General features: G+C 30.8%; 19 protein-coding genes and 2 tRNA genes. 7 read left to right on the top strand and 14 right to left on the bottom strand.

Annotation, left to right across the window (positions count from 1 at the left end; translation table 11 throughout):
• Positions 1–322 precede the first annotated feature (322 nt).
• From K292_RS0112025 to K292_RS0111995, 7 genes are all read right to left on the bottom strand, one after another.
• Complete coding sequence (locus K292_RS0112025; protein ID WP_027400033.1) at positions 323–526, bottom strand: hypothetical protein; 204 nt, start codon at positions 524–526, stop codon at positions 323–325.
• 45 nt (positions 527–571) lie between these two features.
• The gene (locus K292_RS0112020) at positions 572–1,783 is read right to left on the bottom strand and encodes a deoxyguanosinetriphosphate triphosphohydrolase family protein (protein WP_027400032.1); all 1,212 of its coding nucleotides are present in this window, start codon (positions 1,781–1,783) and stop codon (positions 572–574) included.
• Positions 1,784–1,843: 60 nt separating this feature from the next.
• Complete coding sequence (locus tag K292_RS0112015) at positions 1,844–3,340, bottom strand: phosphodiester glycosidase family protein (RefSeq protein WP_037373179.1); 1,497 nt, start codon at positions 3,338–3,340, stop codon at positions 1,844–1,846.
• Positions 3,341–3,828: 488 nt separating this feature from the next.
• Positions 3,829–4,308: a hypothetical protein gene (locus tag K292_RS0112010; RefSeq protein WP_027400030.1), complete on the bottom strand. Its 480-nt coding sequence runs from the start codon at positions 4,306–4,308 to the stop codon at positions 3,829–3,831.
• A 70-nt stretch (positions 4,309–4,378) separates the two neighbouring features.
• Positions 4,379–5,773: a DUF2812 domain-containing protein gene (locus K292_RS0112005; protein ID WP_027400029.1), complete on the bottom strand. Its 1,395-nt coding sequence runs from the start codon at positions 5,771–5,773 to the stop codon at positions 4,379–4,381.
• Entirely contained in the window at positions 5,754–6,098 is a 345-nt protein-coding gene (locus tag K292_RS0112000; protein WP_027400028.1) for a PadR family transcriptional regulator, read from the bottom strand. The genes K292_RS0112005 and K292_RS0112000 overlap by 20 nt, the downstream gene beginning before the upstream one ends.
• 129 nt (positions 6,099–6,227) lie before the next feature.
• A tRNA-Pro gene (locus tag K292_RS0111995) sits at positions 6,228–6,304 on the bottom strand.
• Positions 6,305–6,844: 540 nt separating this feature from the next.
• Here K292_RS0111995 and K292_RS0111990 point away from each other — a divergent pair.
• Both K292_RS0111990 and K292_RS0111985 read left to right on the top strand, forming a co-directional pair.
• On the top strand, positions 6,845–7,243 hold the full coding sequence (locus K292_RS0111990) for a BlaI/MecI/CopY family transcriptional regulator (RefSeq protein WP_027400027.1): 399 nt from the start codon (positions 6,845–6,847) through the stop codon (positions 7,241–7,243).
• Entirely contained in the window at positions 7,236–8,750 is a 1,515-nt protein-coding gene (locus K292_RS0111985; RefSeq protein ID WP_027400026.1) for a M56 family metallopeptidase, read from the top strand. Before K292_RS0111990 ends, K292_RS0111985 begins: the two co-directional genes overlap by 8 nt.
• A 238-nt stretch (positions 8,751–8,988) precedes the next feature.
• Here the strand turns inward: K292_RS0111985 and K292_RS0111980 are convergent.
• The 4 genes from K292_RS0111980 to K292_RS0111965 all read right to left on the bottom strand — a co-directional run bounded on the left by K292_RS0111980 (position 8,989) and on the right by K292_RS0111965 (position 13,639).
• A tRNA-Thr gene (locus tag K292_RS0111980) sits at positions 8,989–9,063 on the bottom strand.
• Between the two features lie 286 nt (positions 9,064–9,349).
• The gene (locus K292_RS0111975) at positions 9,350–9,847 is read right to left on the bottom strand and encodes a hypothetical protein (protein ID WP_027400025.1); all 498 of its coding nucleotides are present in this window, start codon (positions 9,845–9,847) and stop codon (positions 9,350–9,352) included.
• 109 nt (positions 9,848–9,956) lie between these two features.
• A complete protein-coding gene (locus tag K292_RS0111970; protein ID WP_027400024.1) occupies positions 9,957–11,024 on the bottom strand; it encodes a DUF2971 domain-containing protein in 1,068 nt (355 codons plus the stop codon).
• A gap of 386 nt (positions 11,025–11,410) precedes the next feature.
• Positions 11,411–13,639: a bifunctional diguanylate cyclase/phosphodiesterase gene (locus K292_RS0111965; RefSeq protein ID WP_027400023.1), complete on the bottom strand. Its 2,229-nt coding sequence runs from the start codon at positions 13,637–13,639 to the stop codon at positions 11,411–11,413.
• A gap of 227 nt (positions 13,640–13,866) precedes the next feature.
• Here K292_RS0111965 and K292_RS0111960 point away from each other — a divergent pair, with 227 nt between their 5' ends.
• From K292_RS0111960 to K292_RS0111940, 5 genes are all read left to right on the top strand, one after another.
• A complete protein-coding gene (locus K292_RS0111960) occupies positions 13,867–14,826 on the top strand; it encodes a helix-turn-helix domain-containing protein (RefSeq protein WP_027400022.1) in 960 nt (319 codons plus the stop codon).
• Positions 14,827–14,971: 145 nt separating this feature from the next.
• Positions 14,972–15,592, top strand: a complete 621-nt coding sequence (locus tag K292_RS0111955) for an MptD family putative ECF transporter S component (protein ID WP_156900537.1) — start codon at positions 14,972–14,974, stop codon at positions 15,590–15,592.
• A complete protein-coding gene (locus K292_RS0111950) occupies positions 15,589–16,290 on the top strand; it encodes an energy-coupling factor transporter transmembrane component T family protein (protein ID WP_027400020.1) in 702 nt (233 codons plus the stop codon). Before K292_RS0111955 ends, K292_RS0111950 begins: the two co-directional genes overlap by 4 nt.
• A gap of 12 nt (positions 16,291–16,302) precedes the next feature.
• Entirely contained in the window at positions 16,303–17,766 is a 1,464-nt protein-coding gene (locus K292_RS0111945; RefSeq protein WP_027400019.1) for an ABC transporter ATP-binding protein, read from the top strand.
• Between the two features lie 488 nt (positions 17,767–18,254).
• Positions 18,255–19,289, top strand: a complete 1,035-nt coding sequence (locus K292_RS0111940) for an NAD(P)H-dependent amine dehydrogenase family protein (RefSeq protein WP_330364983.1) — start codon at positions 18,255–18,257, stop codon at positions 19,287–19,289.
• 103 nt (positions 19,290–19,392) lie between these two features.
• Here the strand turns inward: K292_RS0111940 and K292_RS0111935 are convergent, their stop codons facing one another.
• The 3 genes from K292_RS0111935 to K292_RS18900 all read right to left on the bottom strand — a co-directional run.
• Positions 19,393–20,394: a linear amide C-N hydrolase gene (locus tag K292_RS0111935; RefSeq protein ID WP_027400017.1), complete on the bottom strand. Its 1,002-nt coding sequence runs from the start codon at positions 20,392–20,394 to the stop codon at positions 19,393–19,395.
• 339 nt (positions 20,395–20,733) lie between these two features.
• Positions 20,734–21,261, bottom strand: coding sequence for a VanZ family protein (locus K292_RS0111930; protein WP_207637174.1), 528 nt, complete (start codon positions 21,259–21,261; stop codon positions 20,734–20,736).
• 191 nt (positions 21,262–21,452) lie between these two features.
• On the bottom strand, positions 21,453–21,665 hold a 213-nt coding region (locus K292_RS18900), incomplete at its 5' end, for a hypothetical protein (protein WP_037373178.1).

Below are 21,665 nucleotides of genomic sequence, written 5' to 3'. Positions count from 1 at the left end.
TTTCTTTGATATTCCGTCTTTACCGCTTTGCGATATTTCCTTCATAATAAAGTATAAATTATAAAATCTCAAATTTATATTTACAAATATTGGCTATTTAATAACCTTTATTTACCAATTATTAAGGTGCTTTCTTTGATATTCCATTTTTATTCCTTGCGATATTTCCTTCATAATAAAAATATTATACTATTATACTTTAATTTATACAAGATTCCTTATTTTAATAAAAATCGTCATTATGATAATACTTTAAAATATTATCATTAAAGACGATTATTTATAAAATTTTTTTATAATTAAGTTTTAAAATATAATAGATTTACTGCATATTTTCATTGTCTAATTGATTCAATTCTTGTTTACCAAGATTTGTTAATGCTCTTGATGGCAAGTCTCCATAGTCAATATCTTGATCTGGATATGAATTACTTAAAGCTTGTTTACCTAATTCCACGAGTTTTTTTGAAGTTAAATTTCCTAAATCTCTAGATTTCATATTTCCTAAATCAATATTATTATTCATAAAATCACCTCCTAGAGATTAGATTAACCAAATAATTTTTTTAAATTACAGATTATCAAAATAGGAAATATATTTAATTTTGTATTTCCCATTTGGGAATAAATAATTGTATAAATCAACAAAATAATCATCAGTCATACTGGCGATATAGTCTACAACTATTTGATTAGGTTCTTGTTCTATATATTTTTCTTCAGGATAATAATATCTTCTATTATTTTCAATAAATTGTATATGATGTTTATAAATAACAGAATCTTTGCTTTTACTTTTTATATCCTTTAATAATTTGTAATAAAGCTCACGAAACATTGGTTTAATATTCTCATTATAAAGCTGGTCTATTCTTTCATTTTGATATATTATTTCATAATTTTCACGTTTTGCTGTTTTTAACTCTTCAAAAATCTCTTTATCCATTTGAATATAATCTTTTCCATAGCTATTTTCTATAATATTTACTGTAAGATTATTAATAATCTGTGCATTCTCAACTCCTATTGTACCTTTTGTAAACTGAGAATCCTCTAATAATAAATTAGCTTTTTTAGCATCTTGACGATCTTTTCCCAAATATGCAATCATATCACAAATTCTAACTACGCATCCTTCTAAAGTTGATGGAATTAATTTATCAATGTTTGATTTATCAATATAACAATCCTCAACTTTTTCATCAAATATTTCAAATTTTTGCAAACCAGATGGTCTATATTCTTTTTGTTCAAATTCGCCATTGTGGCACAAAATACCATCTAAAGTCTGCAAGCTGAGATTTCTTACAAACAGGGTATCAAAAACCCTGACACTATGTACATTATGATTAAAAAATCTATCAGTATTTTCTAACAATAATTCATTTAAAAATTTTTCCCCTGCATGTCCAAAAGGAGTATGTCCAATATCATGACCTAATGCAATAGCCTCAATTAAATCAAGATTAAGTCCTAATAATCTGCCTATATTTCTTGAAATTCTTGAAACTAATTGTACATGCAGCGCTCTTCTAGTAATATCATCATTACGATAAAATGAAAATACTTGCGTCTTATCAGCATATCGATTATAAAACGGACAATGAAGAATTTTTTCTATATCACGTATATATGAAGGTCTCCATAAATTTGCCGCATCACGTTTATTGTTCCTTCGAATTGCAGAATCATTATTACATCGATAAGGATTCTCAATATTTTTCTCTCTGTCATTAATAATTTTATCTTGTATTTCTTTTGATAAAGCTGTATATTTTAACAAATTAGCTCCCCCCTTTAAAACTTTAATTTAATTAAAATATTTAATACTATATAACTTCCTTTATTCAGTATAACTTATAGCAGTATCAACACCAATTGTCTTAGTTTCTTTATCATATGTTACACCGATATCAAAAATGCTAGCTATATCTCTCAATTTAAAATAATTATTGTTATTTATGTTATAAGCTGAAATTTCTATAGTTTTTCCATCTTTATATATAACAGCTTTACTTACAGCAGCAGACTTTGAACTACCGTCGCCTTTTATTAATTCTCCTCCCACAAAAGAATACGATGTATTTGACAATAAATTAATAGCCTTCTTTGAATTATTCCAAGTAACATCAAAGTTTTTTTCACTGCCATTTACTGCCGCAGCTATATCTCTAAGTTTAAAATAATTGTTTCCACCTATATTATAAGCTTCAAAATATGTTTCCACTCCATCTACAAGAATTTTTGAATTTGTTTGATTTACTAAATTATATTGATTTGCATTATTTTCACTGTAAATAAATCCAAGTCCATTATTTACATTTCTCCCCTGTGCAATTACATTTCCATTATAATATAAAGACGTAGATCCTCCTCCATCAAGACACATAGCATTTATTAATCCAAGCTGATGACATACAGAAGCTGCCTCCTTAAGGCTTGCGTTAGAAATAGTACCCATTAATATTTTCCCTTCATTTGTTGCACCAATAAATGTTCTTACTCCCTTACCAGTATTTATCTTAGCTTCCCAAAACCCTTCTGCTGCACCATCTGCAGTTATCTGACCATTTATAATAAGGCTTGGACCTGCACCGATTGCATATTGTACATTTTTCCAATCTTCAGAGTTTGTATTTTTTGTAACAAACTCAGTATCATAAAAAACTTCATCACCAATCTTAAATCTTTCAGTAACTAGATTTGCCACAGATGGATTATATAAAATAGCAAAGCCATTACTTGGTACTGTAAAATCACTTGTTGCAATTCTACTGACTTTTCCGTTCTCTATTATTGGAGCCATACCCCCTTCAGTTACTTCAACATTACTTCCATATTCGGGAGTAAATATAGTTATAGCATCATCTTCAGTACTTGGATGATTTATCCTCCATGGAATACTTCTATATTCTCCATTTATATAGCCTTTAAAATTAATTGTAAGATTATCAATTATCATCTTACCTGAAGAAGTAATGCCTACAGTTGAACCCATATTTCCTATGTGAAGAACTTTTCCATTTTTTATAATAGTTCCCCATGGAACAGGAACTCCATTGTAAGCTTCAAAATATGTACCATTTATAGCCGCAATACAATTATTATCTTTAGCCATTTGAGACAACCCTTGTGCCTTAGTAAGTGTGTTCCCCGCTGTAAATACAGTGGGCTTCAAATTAGATGCATTAATATCAAGAGTAATATATGTAGTTTCCTGACCATTAATATTTGTTGATGAAATAGCATGAGACAAAGCAAATGCGAAAGTGACATTCATTGAGAAAATTAAAGCAATTATATATAAAACAACTACAGCTTTTTTTACTTTTTTAATCATATTTAAAATCCTTTCACTTCAATCCTAAACTAATAATACTTTTTATTTCTCTTCCTTAATTTAATACTTAAATCAGACTTATAATGAGTTTATAATAATTATAATCTGAAATAAATTATAACATTATTACATTTATTATAAAAGAAATTTGAATTCTCTTATAGATTTTTAATAATTTCTATATATAATTACAAGAATATTTATAAAATTCACTTTACTTTAGCAAAAAAATAATGTATTATGTATACAAATCCTTAAATTTTCTAATTAATAATTTACAAATAAAACTAATACTTTATCCCTCCCACAAAAAGTATTAGCTTTATTTGTGAATATAGATACCATAATAGTCCAAAGAAATTTTTGCCTATTATATATTAAAAGAGACTATGCGCTAAATATTTTTAATGCATAGTCTCTTTTAATACATCAATTTTTTATAATTTCTGAATAGCAAAAGATAATTGTATTTATTCCTATATTATATTTTATAAATTATCATCATTAATTATATTTACAATGCTGCTCTCATACCTTCCCACTGTTCCGCTGATAAGTTCTATCCCTAAATGGCCCATGAAACTTTCATTGGGTACATTCCATGTATATTCAGCAGTATTATTTTCAACTCCAAAACCCTTTTCCCCAGAACTATCATTGTCATATGCTGACAACACACCAATCAATTTTCTCTGTGTAAATGTTTCTGTTCCTGTTGGGATGAAATAAAAGAATATGTAATCAACCTCTCCCTCAAACTGTACATTAATACGAGTAATCGATTGTAATTCAATCCAACCATTGTTCTTCATAATTTCAACATTATCCTTATCTTTCAATACAACATTAATAATATCTGGCACTTCTTCCATTGAACTTTGATTATTTGTACATCCAGATCCAGATATAGTAATACTCATTATAATTACCAATAGAAAAAATATTTTTATATTTTTCCGTCTTCTCATTTAAAAATCCTCCATAAATTATAACTATATAATTTCATAATAAGTTATTCATACATAGCTACCTTAACATTTATTTATTCAGTTTTTTAACCGTTACAGCAATTTGCTCTACTGATGGTACTTTATTATAATTAATATAAACAATTCGATTTTTCCAGCAAACGATATACTCCCCTTCAGATCCATATTGTGTATAAAGCTGATAAACTGCATCTGCATGCCACAAAGGATCATTTGTAAGCTTAAAATACCTTCTTTCATCGTCTGGTTTTTTCCACTCATAATTATACATTTCAAGGTAATCCTTCAGACAAATATCAAATAACACAGGAAGTTTTACATCTACTATGGCATAATTCAATTCTGGAGCAAGCTGTCCCTCTGGGAAAGAATTTTGTCTAGCAATATACTGGGATACCAAAAAAGATTCTCTTTTAGTACTCTCATATGAATAATGTTCATAATTTACTTCTTGCAAATCTTCAACTTTCAAAGGCAAAGGGTCATGATAGATATCCCAAGTATAAGTGCTTCCATCAGGCTGGGTAGTAGTATAAGTTTCAAATGGCTTATTGCTATGCAATCCATAATTGCCTCCCTTCATAATACCCCAAGTTAAAACACTTGTGAAAATAAACATAAGAATCACGCAAGAAACTGTAGTAATAATTATATTCGACTTTCTAGAAACCTCTTCACGTTTTAGGGCATTTTTAATAGCAAAAACTAAAGTCATTACAACTATTATAGTTACTATACCTAAAATTGGGGCCCAAACATTTTGCATTGTCCACATTGCAAGCACTAACAAAACGATTGTAATTACCAAAAGTAGGTTTGAAATTTTTTTATTTACTCTGCCGCTTTCAGCACAAAGACCTCCCAAGTTGACTGATCTTTTGGATTTATAATACCATACTATATATCCAATTAAAATATATAATGTTTGAATACTAATAAGAAACCAAACCATCGTTAAAAACAAAGATGATCCCGTTGAAAGTTGATAAACCAAATCAGATTTAATATTTTTAATCTGTAAAAAGAACTGCAGTATAGATACTAACATTAACAATGCATTCCCTGGTAGGAAGTTTTTCTTCATTGCTTTATGTATAAATTTCAGCTTAACTGATTCCTCCGTATCGATAGGTGTAATGTCTTCATCCTCTGTACAGAAAATCTGCATTTGTGCCCATTCCGCTACAAGATTCCATCCTCCATTTTTACAATATTCGTGAAATGTTATCTGATTATCTGTATGATAAGGATTAAATTCTGAAGCCTCAGAGAAGTAAGTAACTGTGTAAGTTAACTTTTTAGGCTCTATTTTTCGGTACTCCCAATAAAGACGAGTAATTTTATGTAACTTCCAACCCTTTAAAGCCATCTTTTCAAGATGCATTTTAATGCCAGTATAATCATAAAATTGAAATTGTTCAAATCTATGCTTTGTTGTTCTCATTAGAAACTCCTCCGTTTTTCATTACATATTGTTGATATGCGTCTGTCAGTTTAATCAAACGCTGATACTCTCTCTCTAGTGCCCTCAGACCTTTATCAGTAATTAAATAGCTGCGTTTGCGACCTTCTACCTTTGTTTCATAAATCATACCTGAATTCTCAAAACTTTCCAAAAGATTATAAAGTGTACCAGGTCCAACAGTTACCTGTTCATTTGTCATTATGCGAATCTTTTCCATAATATCCATGCCATAACATTCCGATTGTAAGCAAAGTAGAATATAAAACATCTGCTCTGTCAATGTATGGAATTTTTCTCTTGCCATATAACACTCCTTACAATTATTATCGATTATCGTTAATATTAACCTAAAGTATATTATCGATTATCGTTAATGTCAACAAAAAATATCCACAGAGATTACTCTGTGGGAAGATTTTTAATTTATTTAATTTGGTCGGGACGACAGGATTCGAACCTGCGGCCTATTACTCCCGAAGCAATCGCGCTACCAAGCTGCGCCACATCCCGAAATAATTTGGAGCTACTGACAAGGCTTGAACTTGCGACCTGCACTACAATGCAGTCGATTAACTCGTTGAGTATCCTTGCATTGAGTTTTTTACATCTGTATATCTTTAATTAGCTTAACATAATTTTAAGCATTTGTAAATATTTTGTCGGCTTTTTCAATCTCAGAGAGGAGAAATTTGCTTCGCTCTTGTAGTTCCACCTGCTCATTCTCATAGCCCTGGACATTGTAGCATATTATTCATCGCTAATTCTGCCGAGTGCATTATCCTCATAAAGCTTGTTCAAAATCTTATTCAGCTCACTGAGATATTACCGCAGGCTTTTTGATTGTTATTCTAAAACCAAGCAGAAACTGCTTGTGTGGATCAACCGCTTTTTAAATATCTAGGAATATCGGGTAGATGACCAATAAACCCATGCCTGCAAATCTCTGCACCATTTCTCTTGACATCACGACACCGTTGTAGTAATATAAAGTCACTACATAAGTGTAGTGAAATTGTCGCAGACGTGCGGCAATAAACGGAGGTGTACACCATGACTAATTTTCAAAAACTATCGGAAACGGAAATGGAAGTGATGCAAATTATCTGGGCTTCCGGACATCCCATGACTTCAAGCGAACTGCTTGACATTTTTGCGAGGGACAAAGGTAAGGAATGGAAAGGGCAAACAATGGCAACCTTTCTGGCAAGGCTAGTTGAGAAAGGCGTCCTGATTTCCACAAAGCAACAGGGCCGCACGAATATATATGAGCCTTGCATGTCGCCGGAGGAATACCGGAGCCAGGAAGCAAAAAGCCTGCTAAAAACGCTGTATGAGGGTTCGGTCAAAAACTTCCTGGCAACACTCTATGACGGTCAAGAACTGACAAAGGATGAAATAGCTGAATTGAGGTGCTGGTTCGCGGAAAAGGCAGGTGTGAAGAATGAATAATCTATTTTCAAATCTCCTTGCCATGTCCATTGCGGGAAGTGTGGTTGTCGGGTTGATGCTATTGCTTCGGCCTGTAACTGCAAAAATCTTTCCTGCCAAGTGGCAATACGGAATTGGGAAAATGGCAATTGCTTTTTTTCTCTTGCCTGTTTCCCTTATTGTTCAAAAGGTTTCTTTTATTTTGCCACAGACAATAACGCCAAGTCATCCTTCTAAAACGCCGCCTATGGCTATCCCTGAAACCTTACGGCCAAACGGTTTTATGGATACAGTAAATACCCTGATGGAGAAACATCTTCCTGCTGCTATGGAAAAACACTTGTCTTTAGAAGTAATGGGAGCCGTTTTGCTCATTTGGTTTGTGGGCGCGATGGTATTTGCTGGATGGCATTTCTATTGCTTCCGCCGATTTAGCAAGCAGCTTCTGGAAAACAGTATTTCCATCCCAGAGGATACGACCGCCGCCCTGCTTTCCTCACTCAAAGCGGCTTTGGGCGTCCACGGAGATGTAAAACTCATGCGGAACCACAAAATCACAAGCCCTATGCTTGTGGGGCTGCGCCGCCCCATGATACTACTGCCGGCATCCAACATATCGGAAATGGACTTAAAGCTGGTCCTAACCCATGAACTCATGCACCTGAAACAGAAGGATTTATGGGTGAAAGTGCTTGCGCTGATTGGGGGAATGCTGCATTGGTTTAACCCCTTTGTCCATATTCTCCGCAAGGATGTAAGCATATGGGGCGAGTTATCCTGCGACGAGGCGTTGGCATCCGAAATGTCCCATGAGGAAAGAACGCATTATGGCAAAGCCATTTTAAACACGCTGGACAACCATTCCGGCATGAATACGGCTTTTTATTCTCCTTTATGCGAGAGTAAGAAGCACATTAAAAGGAGATTGATAAGAATGTTAAACGTTAAGAAAACGAAGAAGTCTATTACGGTTTTAGCCGTTGCAGCAATCCTGGCAATCGGCGGTACAGGATTGGCCTTGGCTGCCAGTTCAACAGGGAACGACATTGACAATGTTATCAATGTCAGTGTTGATAAACAGAACGATAGCAATATCGACGGGAAATATATGTGGCCTGTAACGGAGTATAATCATATTTCCGCTGCATATGGTTCATCCATGCATCCCATAAAGAAGGAAATGGTGTTTCATAACGGGATTGATATTCCGGCGCCTGAAGACACACCTGTACTCGCCGCCGATAAGGGAACCGTCGTCGAAATAGGATATAATGAAACAGATGGTAATTATGTCATTCTGAATCACGGCGACGATATTCAGACTTTTTACTCGCAATTGTTTGGATTTGCAGAAGGACTTGCAGAGGAAGATACCGTGCAGCAAGGCGATGTTATCGGTTATATTGGCAAGACCGGTGAGGCAACAGGTAATCATTTACACTTTAGCCTGATTATTGACGGTGAGTACGTTGACCCGGCGAGCGTTTTTCCATCGGAGGATTTGGAGGATTCGTGCAACAAGGATTGAGGCGACAAGGATTTGGAGGATTGACCTAATAACCATTCTAATTCTGGCGACGTGGTAGTTGTTAAATATGTGTGGGTTCCGTGAAAATGCGGAGCCCACATTTTTTATGGACTACCCAATCAAGTCATACGAATCATTACGAGCAAAACTGGGAAAAAAAGACCGTAGGCTAAGGAGAATTTCCTTGTCTACAGTCTGAAGCAGCTATTAATATGAAAATATTAATAGCTGCTTGCTTTGGAGCTGATGATCCGAGTCGAACGGACAACCTGCGGTTTACGATACCGCTGCTCTGCCATTGAGCCACATCAGCATATATATGAGAGGGTGGGTGTTACCACCCTCTGTTTTTATTTGTCATAAACCGCTTTTGGGTTGTAGTTTATTTCTTTTGAAATAGCCTGCCTTATGAACAATCACAGACCTGTGCGTTACCAATGCGCCGCTCTACCAACTGAGCTACAGTAGCAAATAATTTTTATTAGTATTTTCAGCTAAATAATATTATACTCTTACCATTATTGAAATACAATAATAATATGTTTAAGAGATAGAGAGAAAAATATCACCCATAATACTATGGATGATATTTTTTAAAATTAATAATATCTTCTTCGTCTTCTAAATAATTCATTAAGTAATAAAATATCTATTAAACTCCTGAATAAGTTTTGATTTCTACCAGGGTAGCGTCCACCGCCATAGTATCCGCCACCATAACACCCATCTCCGTAACATCCATCATCAAACCAATTGTCCTGTTGAGCATTAATATTAGTATCTTTCTGATTTACTACCGTTTTAGATTGAGCCACATATTCATTTAATTCTGGATGCATTTTTAATGCATTAACAGATATCTTATCAGATAGGTTTTGAACCATTTCTTGATTTAAAACAGTTCCGCCATAAGTATCAATTTGATCGCATACCTCTAAAACAAAAGGCTGTAACTTATAGAAAATTTCTGGATATAACATTTTATATTCCATAGCATCTTCTAAAGTTTTTACTGGTGCTACATCACAATATGGCCATGGTGTCATACCTTGTTTTGCTTGAGTAGGTTTTTTTTTCAAAACATCAAAATTTTGCATAGCAATTTACTCCATTCATAATAAAATTTCAAGGGTTATATTACAATTATTTCATAATATGAAATATTTATATAAAACGTGAAATTAAAAAAGAAAAGATACTTATATATTAATAACGTAATGGAATTTCGGACCTTTGAATTTGGCTTTCGTTTAAATGATAACCATTTACCCTTAAGAATTCGTGAACCCCATATTGTAACACGTCTTTATAACCAATTAAATCTACTGTTCTTATATCATTTCTATATCTAAATTCTGTTGTATACTTTTCTGATAATGGGTTCATACAAACTCCTTTAATTCCTTCTGGACGAAAACGCATTTTAATATAAGGAGTAAACATGTTATTAGTAAATCTCGTTTTATACAGACATTCTTTCTTTGTCTCTCGCTGTTCAAAATAATCTGTTAATTCATGATACGGTAAGGTAACAACCATTCTATACTCTTCTTCCATTGCAAAACATTCATGTTTAAAAAATATACTAAGCCATTTTATAATATTCTTAATACATAGAAGTAAATTATTTTTATCTTTTTCTGTTCTGGCTAAAAGCCAAACATTATTCAAACCGATTAAAAAATCACAAATCAGCTCTTTTTTTTCTTGTTCATCATAAACGATCCTGCCATAACATAGCTGCATTTTTTCACCATAGTTTTTATGATTAAGTTGAAAAATAGAATCAACTAATTCTTCTTCATCAAAAGCTATATTGTAACCCCAATCACTGTCCTTGCCTTTTGTATAATAATTCCACATATTCAATGAGTCCTTTTGATAAGAACAAGCTAAAATAAAATACCGGTTAAGGTCAACACCTTCTTCACTGCCAAAAACCATATCTTCAAAGTCACCAAGTTCCATCAGCTTTTTTAGTTTTTCTAAGTATTCTTCTTCAATAACCCCTTCTATTTCCTTTAAAGCTTTTAAAAAAGTAGTTATGATATTAACTGTTTCTGTACTGTCATTTAAAAAAGCCACATCAGTAAAAAAGAGTTTTTTATTTGTAATAATGTTATAAAAGCCTTCCGCGGAAGTATAGTGAAAAATTAATCCAGAATCTTTACGATTGCAGGAAATTTTATTATATACTCGATCACTATATTCTTCATATATTTTTTGCATTTCTAAATTCATTTGTGTTTTATAATATTTTTCCATATTTTGCATGATCTCCTCCTGCCTATTTTAATAATTAGCCTAACCTTATTTTAAGATTATATAAAAATTTTATTATAATTAAATATTTAATTTAACTTTCTTATATTACATATACCTAATTTTTTAATACATTATTGATAGTTCTTATACCATAACATCTATTTATATATTTTATATTATAAAAAAGCTCTATTTTATAAATTATTATACTATGTAATTGTTAATCCAAAGATTTATATATGTAAATTAAATTAATAATCTGAATTCTGATAATTATAATGCGTTTTTTATATTTCGTCAATTTAATGAATAATAATCCGACCTTCAATTGTTAGATTTTTAGGTCTAACTTTTGGGGGTCGGATCAAACACTTAATAGGCAGTTTTTTATAATTTTATTCGCTTATAAGATTAAATACCAAACGCTCAAACTCCTTTACAGGAAGGGGCTTCGAATAATAATATCCTTGTGCAATATCACATCCGGCACTTTTAAGAAAATTAACCTGCTCAACAGTTTCTACACCTTCAGCCACAGTATGTAAACCTAAAATTTTTGTCATTTTAATAAAACTGCTAATAATATCTTTACCTCTAATATCATCCGTTGTAGCCTCTAAAAAGCCTTTATCTAATTTTAATACATCAGCAGGTAAATCTTTTAGAGTACTTAAAGATGAATATCCACTGCCAAAATCATCTATAGATAAAATAAAACCCTCATTTTTTAATTTTTTCATAATTTTTATTAATTTGTTTATATCTTCAAATACTGCACTTTCCGTCAATTCAATTTCCATATTATTCGCATTTACATTATGTTTTTTAGCAATTGATAATAACTCTTCAGGTAAATTTTTATTACTCAAATGAATTCTTGAAATATTTACTGATATTGAATTTTCTAAAGATAAATTATTTGATTTCCATTTATTTAGTATTAAACAAACTTGTTCAAACATATATAAATCTATTTTTTTTATAAATCCGTTTTTTTCAAATATAGGAATAAATTCTCCCGGAGGAATTATCCCTTTCCCTGCCCAGTTCCAACGAATTAATGCTTCAGCACCTACAACTTTTTCATCTTTTATCCTATATTTAGGTTGAAGGTATACTTCAAATTCTTTATTAAGTAAGGCAACCTCCATATAATTTTCAATCTCTTTTTCTTTTAAAATTATATCTCTCATATTTTCATTATAAAAAACATATTTAAACTCAGTTTTTTGTTTAGCTACCAATTTAGCGAAATTAGCCTTTTCACTAAGTTTACTTATGCCTAACATTTTATCTTCAATTTTGAAGATACCAAAGGATAATTCTATAATATAACTGCTAATATAATTAGCTATCTGTGCCGTTATTAACTTTATTCTGTTTATAATATCAACATCTGTTTTATACTCCATCAAAATATTAAAGTTATCCGCCGATGCTCGTGCAAAACATTCTTCTTCTCTCGTATTTAAACTCAAAACATAAGCTATATGTATTAGTACTTCGTTTCCTATATTACGCCCATATAAATCATTAATAATTTTAAATTTATCAACATCAAAAATTATCATAGCATATTCTTTATCTGGGTTTTGAGTTAACAGTGTCCTACAATCAATAGTAAATTTATTCCAATTAGGACATCCTGTTATAAAATCTGTGTAAGCAATAGCTTTTAAATTATTATTATTTCTTTTAAATATTCGTAAAATAGTAGCTCCTAAAATTAATGCTGAAATCAATATAAGAACTACAGTAACGACCATACCTGTTATTAATCTATCAGATCCTTTTGATATTACTTTGCTTGGAACAACTGTGATCATATACCAATCATTAATGCCTACTTTAGAATATCCTATTTGTTTCTTAATATCATCCCTGATAAAGCTAACTGCTCCATCTTTATTATTTTTCATGTCATCAATAAATTTTAATAAATTTTTCTTATTAGATTTTATTTTTGATATTTCATCAAACAAATTGTCATATTTTCCAATGCTATTTTTATGTAACGTATTGACAACAGGTGTACCATTGCTTTTTATAATATAGGAATAACCTTCATCATTAAAGCTGTTAACTTCCAAGAATTCAGTAAAAACACTTGTATTTTGCGTGGCAAAAATAACTCCTGCTACTGTACCATTTTTATATATTGGTGTAGTAAATATATTTATCTCCTGTCCATCTGCCTTATCAATAATACGATCTGAAACATTACTTTCTCCATTTAATGCTTTATTAAAACATGTAAAATCGAAAAAATCATATTTATACCCATCAATAGTCTTACCTTCACCATCTAAAGATATAATTCCTATTTTTTTAAAATTATTTTTGCCAAAATCTAAACTTAATAAAGATAAGTCATCATCAATATTAAATGTATAATAATTTCCTGCAAATGCAGCGATAGCTTCAAGTGTATTTAATTGATTACTTACTTTGTTTTCAATTATATCCGCATTTTTAATTGATACTTCTGTAAGAAATTGAACTTTCTCAGAATATAAATCCCTTTTTGCAGTTAAAACAAAAAAACTTCCTATTACAATTAAGAAAGCTAAGAAAAAAATTATTCCTACAATCATAAATATTACAGGTTTTTTAAAATTTTCCAAAATATACCTCTATTTTTCATTTAAATTTTTCCCTAAAATCTTACATTAGTATAGCATTTTTTACATTCTATTACAATTCTATGATTTATAATTTTTCAATGAATAAATTAATTAAAAGAAATAGATCTTTATATGATAAGTTCCTTATATATTATAATTGTTTTTATATTTTATCAATGATATACTTTATAGTAAGCAATCGCTAACTGAGAAAGGAGCTTTAGATTATGCAAAATACTAAATTTAACAGAGATTGGTATGATAAAGAGGCAATCATAATGAAAGAAACGCCTTATTATTATATTATTAAATATAGTTGTAATAACTCCGGTACTATTATGGATTATAAAGTATTTCCAGGAATAAATTTAGTTTTCATGGACTTTAAAAGTTCAAAAATTTTTGACGAACCAATTCCCAATCGTGACATCATTGATATAAGGCACTATAGAGAAGGTCGTGTTGAATTTGAGTTTGAAAATCACAAAGTTTTTTACATGCAGGAGGATGAATTTTGTATCAACAGCATAGCCAATACGCCTGCAAAATTTTCATTTCCTTTCAAGCGTTGCAGTGGAGTAAGTATTCTTATTGATGAAGAATCAATAAATGAAGATACTTGCAACATGTTTTCCTCATTTGGTATCAATTTAAAAGAATTAGTAAGTAAGTTAAAATTAGAATGTAGTTGGTATATATGTAAAACGCCAAAATTTCTACTGCATATTTTCAATGAATTCTATAATTATAAAGGTGAGAAATCTATAAACTATTTTAAAATTAAAATAGTGGAATTGTTATATCATTTAAATAATTTAAATATTGAAGATTATTTTTCAACAACATATTATTCTAAAGAACATATTAAAATTGTGAAGCGTGTGCATAAAAAAATGATAGAAAATTTAGATACAAAAATACCCTTAGGTACATTACTTTTGAAAGAAGATATTAGTATGGCTACTTTTCAAACTATTTTCAAACAAATATACGGAAACAGTCCTTATGCTTATTTAAAAAACTACAAAATGAATTTTGCTGCTGCTAAACTTCGTGAAAAAAATATGACTATAAGCCAAATTGCCATTTCTCTCGGTTATAACAATGCAAGTAAATTTTCAAAAGCATTTCGAGATATTTTAGGTATACTTCCAAAAGATTATCGCTCAAGGAAAAATTTTAATTAACTTTTGGGCTATTATTACATATGTGACATAACAATGGAGTAGCAGAACTCTTTATTTTGAGGTATAATTCATGCTATAGTTAGTTTATGCTAACTATAGCATTTTATTTTTAAATTCAATAATAAAATTTAGGAGGATATTTTTAATGGAAAAATCAATGCAAAATACTAAACAAAACTTTACCATTCGAGACATTATGACTATTGCAGCAATGATGGTAATTTGTTTCATAATAATGATGATCATAGCAGCTATTACTTTGCCATTTCCAATAATATATTTATATGCTTCCGCAGGAATAGACGGATTCCTAGGAGCTATATTCTTTCTCGTAGCTGCAAACCGTGTAAATAAGCATGGACTTTTATTTTCCTGGGCTGCTATATATGGATTAATACAAGGAATAATGGGTTATGCATTTCTTATTCCCTATTTTCTTATAGTCGCATCTATATCAGAATTATCTATGATAGGAAAAAATACATATCGAAATCCTATACGCAGCATGATTGGATGGACATTAAACTGTATAGGAAATTTTGTCGGTTGCGCAGTTCCTCTATGGTGGGCTTGGAACAGCTATAAAGACATGGCTAAAAGCAGTGGTTTTACATCCCAAACACTTAATATGCAGCTTTCAATGGTTACAACTCCCTCCTTCATGTTGGCAGGTATAATAATTACTGCTGCTTTGACAATTTTAGGAACTTTATTTGGACAAAGACTCCTAAGAAAGCACTTTAAAAAAGCTGGTATTGTGAGATGATAGATTGGGAGAAAACTAACAATAGACTTGATAAAATAGATGGAAGAACTATCTTTTTTTTAACCGTATGTTCTTGCTTTATCACTTTTTTATCAACAAGTATGTTAAATCACGCCTTATATACTATATGGTTATTATTGATACTATGTTTCTTTGGTTTCTTAAAGCAAAGTTTATATTTTTCTTCATTTTATTTACTTTCTTTAATTGGGCTTATAATTGAAACAAATCATAATATTTCTTTCCCTTCACCACTTCTGCTAAGCATGATTTACAAACTAATTTTACCAGCTATGTCTGCTTATTTATTAATTAAAATTCCTTCGGGGAAATTAACCGCCAGTCTACGTAAAATACCTATTCCCAACAAATTTATGCTCGTTTTAATTGTAATGCTGCGATTTGCACCTACTATAATTTATGAATTCGGGGAAGTCAAAGAAGCAATGAAAATACGCGGTTTTTTAAAATCTTTTACTAATATCTTTAGTCACCCTTTGAATACTTTGGAATATGCCATAGTTCCCATGGTATTTCGCTCTTTGACAATCTCCGATGAGCTAGCTGCCTCTGCAATTGTAAGAGGAATTGAAAGTCCTTATAATAAAGATAGCTATTATATAAGTATTATCACCTATATAGATATAATTTTATTGCTAATAAGCACTTTACTCGCTGTTTATTGTTGCTTTTTTTAAGGAGGTACAGTTTTGAAAAATAAAATTTCTATTCATAATCTTTCATTCTCATATAATGGTAAAGGAAATCAATTGAAAAATATTAATCTTAATATACATTCTGGTGAAGTCATAGTTTTAACTGGATCATCAGGAAGTGGAAAAAGCTCTCTAACCAAAGTCATAAATGGTCTTATTCCTTACTTTTTTGAAGGAGAATTGAATGGAAAAATTTTTATAAATAATAAACCTTTAAATGATGTTCCTTCATGGCAACGTGGAAAAATTATAGGGAACGTTTTCCAAGATCCTCGCAGTCAATTTTTTGCTAATGAAGTAGCTGGAGAAATTGCCTTTGCTTGTGAAAATTATGGATACTCTCATCATGAAATTTGTGAGCACGTTAACAGTTCAGCTAGAGAAATGAAAATAGAAAAGCTTTTAAATAACAGTATTCATAGCTTATCTTATGGAATGCGTCAAAAAGTAGCTATTGCATCTGCTAAGGCTATTGACCCGGAAATATATGTAATGGATGAACCATCTGCAAATCTAGATATATCTTCCACCTATATTTTAGGAAACATTATCAAAGACTTAAAATCACAAGGAAAAACTATAATTATTGCAGAACATAGGTTATATTATCTAATGGATATTGCAGATCGCTTCTTACTCATACAAAACGGTCGTATTATCCATGAGTTTTCTGAAAAACAAATGATTAATCTTAATAATAAAGACATCTACTCTTTTGGATTGAGAAGTCCTGATCTTTACCAAATTCAATATAAAGAAAGAAACTCCATCTCATTTGACAACATAGCGCTTAAAGTAAGAAATCTCTGCAAAACCTTTAAAAATATGTATGCCTTAAATAATTTAAATTTTATCTGTCGTACAGGAGAAGTAATTGCAATAATTGGCCCTAACGGAAGCGGAAAAAGTACGTTAGGAAGAATACTGGCAGGTTTGCTTAAAGAAAATTCCGGGGAAATATTTCTATTTGATTATAAAAGCAAGAGAAAAGATAGGTTAAGCAAAGTATGGTATATCCCTCAAGATTTGGATAGTCAACTCTTTGGAGAAAATCTTTTAGATGAACTGATAACAGGCTCTGCCAAAACAGAAGAACGAATTAAACGGGCTGAACAAATATTATCTGAGTTAGAATTAACAGCTTTTGAAAAACAACACCCATCTACTCTATCCGGTGGTCAAAAGCAACGCTTGGCACTGGGAGTGGCTTTAATGCATGATGCACCAATTATAATTTTGGATGAACCCACCAGTGGTCTTGATGGGAAAAATATGCGCAATGTCAGTAATTTAATCAGAAAACTAGCAAACATTGGTCACACTATACTCGTTATTACCCATGATGCTGAATGTGCACTGGCTTGCTGTGAACGTGCAATCAGACTTGAAAATGGAAATATAACAGATAATTTTAAAATTACTTCTTCAAATTTACTATTAGAAAAAATAGGATATTAACTATTGTATAAAGTTCTCTAATTTTCTAAATATCCTTAACAGCTCTAAAAGAAAGATAACTAAAACTGTCTTCCTTTCTTTTATCATATATTGCTCCGTTATAAACAATAATATATGCTTGTTTATAAAAATCAATATTATAGTTAATGTAAATTCTCAAAATTATACTATATTATATCTAAAACCTTATTGTTGATATAAGGTTTTCAGCATGATAACTATAAAAAATAAATAAAAAGAAAATAAATAAGTAAATAAAATCTAAATTAAATAAATTTAAATAATGAAATTAATTTAATTTGCAATTCGGTAAGCTATTGCTAACCCAAAGGATTTAAAGAAAAAAATATACATAATTTGGGAAATATATGTTCAAATTAAAATTAGTTAAAATAAAACAAAATTGGACTTGACAGTATACTTGCTATAACCCTTATCATTAATAGTAGAAGGTATTGCAATTATATATAATGAAGGGAGTTTGAATTATGTATCGTGAAAAAGTTCGTGTCGTTCAATATGGATGCGGAAAAATGTCAAAGTATACGCTTCGTTACCTATATGAAAACGGAGCAGAAATCGTAGGTGCAATTGATGTTAACCCTGATGTTGTGGGAATGGATATAGGAGACTGGGCTGAACTAGGAGTAAAACTTGGTATTAATATCAGAAGTGATGCCGATGCAGTACTCGATGAGTGTGATGCCAATATTGCAATTGTAACTTTATTCAGCTTCATGCAGGATGTAATGCCGCATTTTGAAAAACTTGTAAGCCGTGGTATTAATGTTATTACCACTTGTGAAGAAGCAATTTATCCTTGGACAACATCTTCTGAAATTACAAATAAATTAGATAAAATGGCTAAGGAGAATAATTGTACAATAGCTGGTTCCGGAATGCAGGATATCTTCTGGATTAACATGATTGGTTGTGTGGCCGGTGGAGTTAATAGAATTGAAAAAATTGAGGGTGCTGTAAGCTACAATGTAGAAGATTATGGACTAGCTCTTGCAAAAGCTCATGGTGCCGGGTTAACCCCTGAGGAATTCGAAAAGCAACTTGCACACCCTGAAACATTAGAACCCTCCTATGTTTGGAATTCAAATGAAGGACTTTGTTCTAAAATGGGTTGGACAATAAAATCTCAAACTCAAAAATGCGTTCCATATTTCTATGACAAAGATTTATTTTCAGAAACTCTTGGAACTACAATTCCTAAAGGAAATTGTATAGGCATGAGTGCTGTTGTAACTACTGAGACTTTCCAAGGACCAATAATTGAAACTCAGTGCATTGGAAAAGTATATGGCCCTGATGACGGAGATATGTGTGACTGGAAAATTATAGGTGAACCTGATACTACTTTCTTTGTAAAAAAACCTGCAACAGTTGAACATACTTGTGCAACAATCGTTAATCGTATTCCAAACGTTATTAACGCACCTGCCGGTTATTATACAGTAGAAAAAATGGATAACGTAGAGTATTTGTCTTATCCTATGCAAATGTATATAAAATAGTCTTAATTTAAAAATTAATTATCCAATAAACTTAGAAAAGAACATGCAGTTTTAATCACTGCATGTTTTTTCTGTTATATTTTTATTGATTTTATTCTGATAATCATTCCCCATTCATATATTTATTAAATGTAATATCATGCATCAATGCGCCTAAACAGATTGGCTTATTATAAACATCGTAATCTTGAAGCTTTACAGTTACAATCTCACGATTATAATAAGTCTTAACAAAATACTCTCCTGTATTTACATTCATAAATGCCGTATATTTCGTATAATCATAAGTTCCTCTATCAGTCATCACAATACCTTTTGGAACTGAAACACTATCCATAATATTAAAACATGTAATAATAGCTTGATCCTCCTTCTCTGGTGCTGCTATATGTGTTTTTTGAAATGCAGTTCTTACAAATCTTTCAGGAGATGTATATCCACCAGGAAGCATCATAGTTCCCGCCCCTTGACCAAAAGGCTTTAACAGCACATCACCCCAGTAAACTTCATTAGTTTGAGTTTGAGTAACTCCTATATAATTCCTCAAATTTGTCATTTGCCAAGGAAATCCTGGGCTATTTGCAAGTATTCCTATTGAATTTTTAAATACTTGCAATCCTTTATCAGTTGGTTCAATTACTATACAATTACCACTTTTATCAGTAACAATCCAATGCAATGGTGCTGCAATCTGCGTTACTGGATCTTGAATTCCTATTATTGAGATATGAGGAATCATTTCTTCAAGTTCTTCAACAGATCCACATTTTCCTAAAATATAATGAAGAAAATCTACAGATGCAACATACTCTTTATTAATATCTTCCGCCGTTGCATCATATACTGCACAGCCAGGAAAATAAAGTGCAGCTGCAGCAAGCCCACTATCATTAACACCATCAAAAAAAGCAAGCATTCCATCTTGTTCCTGACCAATTGCTATAATTCCATAGCTATTTATAAATACATTATTGTCCAAATGATTCTGCCATTTTTGATTTTTAGGTATTACATAAAACCTAGGATCAATATCATATGAAAAATCCATAGTACGACCAAAAAAATTTGTTTTTTCATTAAATAATAATGTCATTGCTGTACACATTAAAATGCCTCCCTTTTTTCTTTTTATAATAAAAAAGATTCTTAAACAGGATATGATAGCATTTTAAAAATATGCAAATAAGTTATTCAGCCAACTTACTTAATATAAAGTTATACATAAAGCTTACTATTTTCTAAACTTAAAATAAAGTTCACTTCTTATATAATATTCGGTTGATTTTCTTAACCAAGTATTTTTATATTTAAAGTTTAAAAAAGACCAACAGATTTCATATCGAAAGGTGTCAGTCTCTTTTTAGTTAGATATTAAACATTTTTGGTATAAAATAAATGACAGTTATTTTATACTTAAGAGTTAAAATTATAAATCCATATCATCTTAATGATTAGATCTCAGGTATTTTATTATAACTTCTATTAATGGTTTAAAAATTATATATAAAATATATCCTATTATTCCACCCATTGTATTTGTAAATAAATCTGTTATATCAGAGGAACGAAAACCATCTATTAACGGCTGTATTAATTCAATACCTAAACTGAATAAAAATGTCCATAATGCACAAGACCATAGTTTTTGTTTTTTAATAATCGGCAGAAAGAAACCAAATGGGATCATCATAATGACATTAAGAAAAATTTGACGGACTGCATCTCCTCTTCCTAAAAAATAGTCTTCAAAAATATTAAGATTCATTGGCATATAAGCATGATTAAAAACAAATGGAATTGATACAATAATGGGCATTAAAGTAAAATATAAAACAAATGATATATATACATACATAGTTGTATTAATTAACAATCTATCTTTTCCTCTATTTTTCCATTTTTTATAAAAGAAAATAAAGTATATTACCGCTAATGCTATAAAATCTATCAGGTATGTTATATTATCATTCATAAAAGCTCTTAATAAACTCCTTTTTGCTCTGAATACTTCCAAAAGAATATTATATAAATGATAGCATACTTTTTTTAACGGCTCAACATCTATATACAAAAAACAACTTTCATTTTATATAAAGACATTTAAATAATTAACTCAACTTTCCCAGCTTAAAAAACTGGATGCACCTTGAAAAATAAATATGATTACGCACACAATTTTAGTTTTTGATTCCAAACTTGAGGAATTGACGAAAAAAAGGTACTCAAAATTTGCTCTGTCATCTCTTCTGAGATTAGAGAATACGCGGATAGAATTTCTTTAAGCGTTGAAATTATTAACTTTAATGATGTTGAAAGTCTAATGTCTGCTACCTCATCGCATACTTGAAAAAAGAATCCTCCTATAGTTCTTAAATC

It is taken from the genome of Anaerovorax odorimutans DSM 5092 (assembly GCF_000426305.1).
Classification (GTDB): Bacteria; Bacillota; Clostridia; order Peptostreptococcales; family Anaerovoracaceae; genus Anaerovorax; species Anaerovorax odorimutans.
This window is presented reverse-complemented; position numbering and strand designations above follow the sequence as displayed.

Coding starts and splice junctions, on each gene's coding strand:
- K292_RS0112025 (WP_027400033.1), bottom strand. CDS start 526: ATGAATAATAATATTGATTTAGGAAATATGAAATCTAGAGATTTAGGA.
- K292_RS0112015 (WP_037373179.1), bottom strand. CDS start 3,340: ATGATTAAAAAAGTAAAAAAAGCTGTAGTTGTTTTATATATAATTGCT.
- K292_RS0112010 (WP_027400030.1), bottom strand. CDS start 4,308: ATGAGAAGACGGAAAAATATAAAAATATTTTTTCTATTGGTAATTATA.
- K292_RS0112005 (WP_027400029.1), bottom strand. CDS start 5,773: ATGAGAACAACAAAGCATAGATTTGAACAATTTCAATTTTATGATTAT.
- K292_RS0112000 (WP_027400028.1), bottom strand. CDS start 6,098: ATGGCAAGAGAAAAATTCCATACATTGACAGAGCAGATGTTTTATATT.
- K292_RS0111990 (WP_027400027.1), top strand. CDS start 6,845: ATGACTAATTTTCAAAAACTATCGGAAACGGAAATGGAAGTGATGCAA.
- K292_RS0111985 (WP_027400026.1), top strand. CDS start 7,236: ATGAATAATCTATTTTCAAATCTCCTTGCCATGTCCATTGCGGGAAGT.
- K292_RS0111975 (WP_027400025.1), bottom strand. CDS start 9,847: ATGCAAAATTTTGATGTTTTGAAAAAAAAACCTACTCAAGCAAAACAA.
- K292_RS0111970 (WP_027400024.1), bottom strand. CDS start 11,024: ATGCAAAATATGGAAAAATATTATAAAACACAAATGAATTTAGAAATG.
- K292_RS0111960 (WP_027400022.1), top strand. CDS start 13,867: ATGCAAAATACTAAATTTAACAGAGATTGGTATGATAAAGAGGCAATC.
- K292_RS0111955 (WP_156900537.1), top strand. CDS start 14,972: ATGGAAAAATCAATGCAAAATACTAAACAAAACTTTACCATTCGAGAC.
- K292_RS0111950 (WP_027400020.1), top strand. CDS start 15,589: ATGATAGATTGGGAGAAAACTAACAATAGACTTGATAAAATAGATGGA.
- K292_RS0111940 (WP_330364983.1), top strand. CDS start 18,255: ATGTATCGTGAAAAAGTTCGTGTCGTTCAATATGGATGCGGAAAAATG.
- K292_RS0111935 (WP_027400017.1), bottom strand. CDS start 20,394: ATGTGTACAGCAATGACATTATTATTTAATGAAAAAACAAATTTTTTT.
- K292_RS0111930 (WP_207637174.1), bottom strand. CDS start 21,261: ATGAATGATAATATAACATACCTGATAGATTTTATAGCATTAGCGGTA.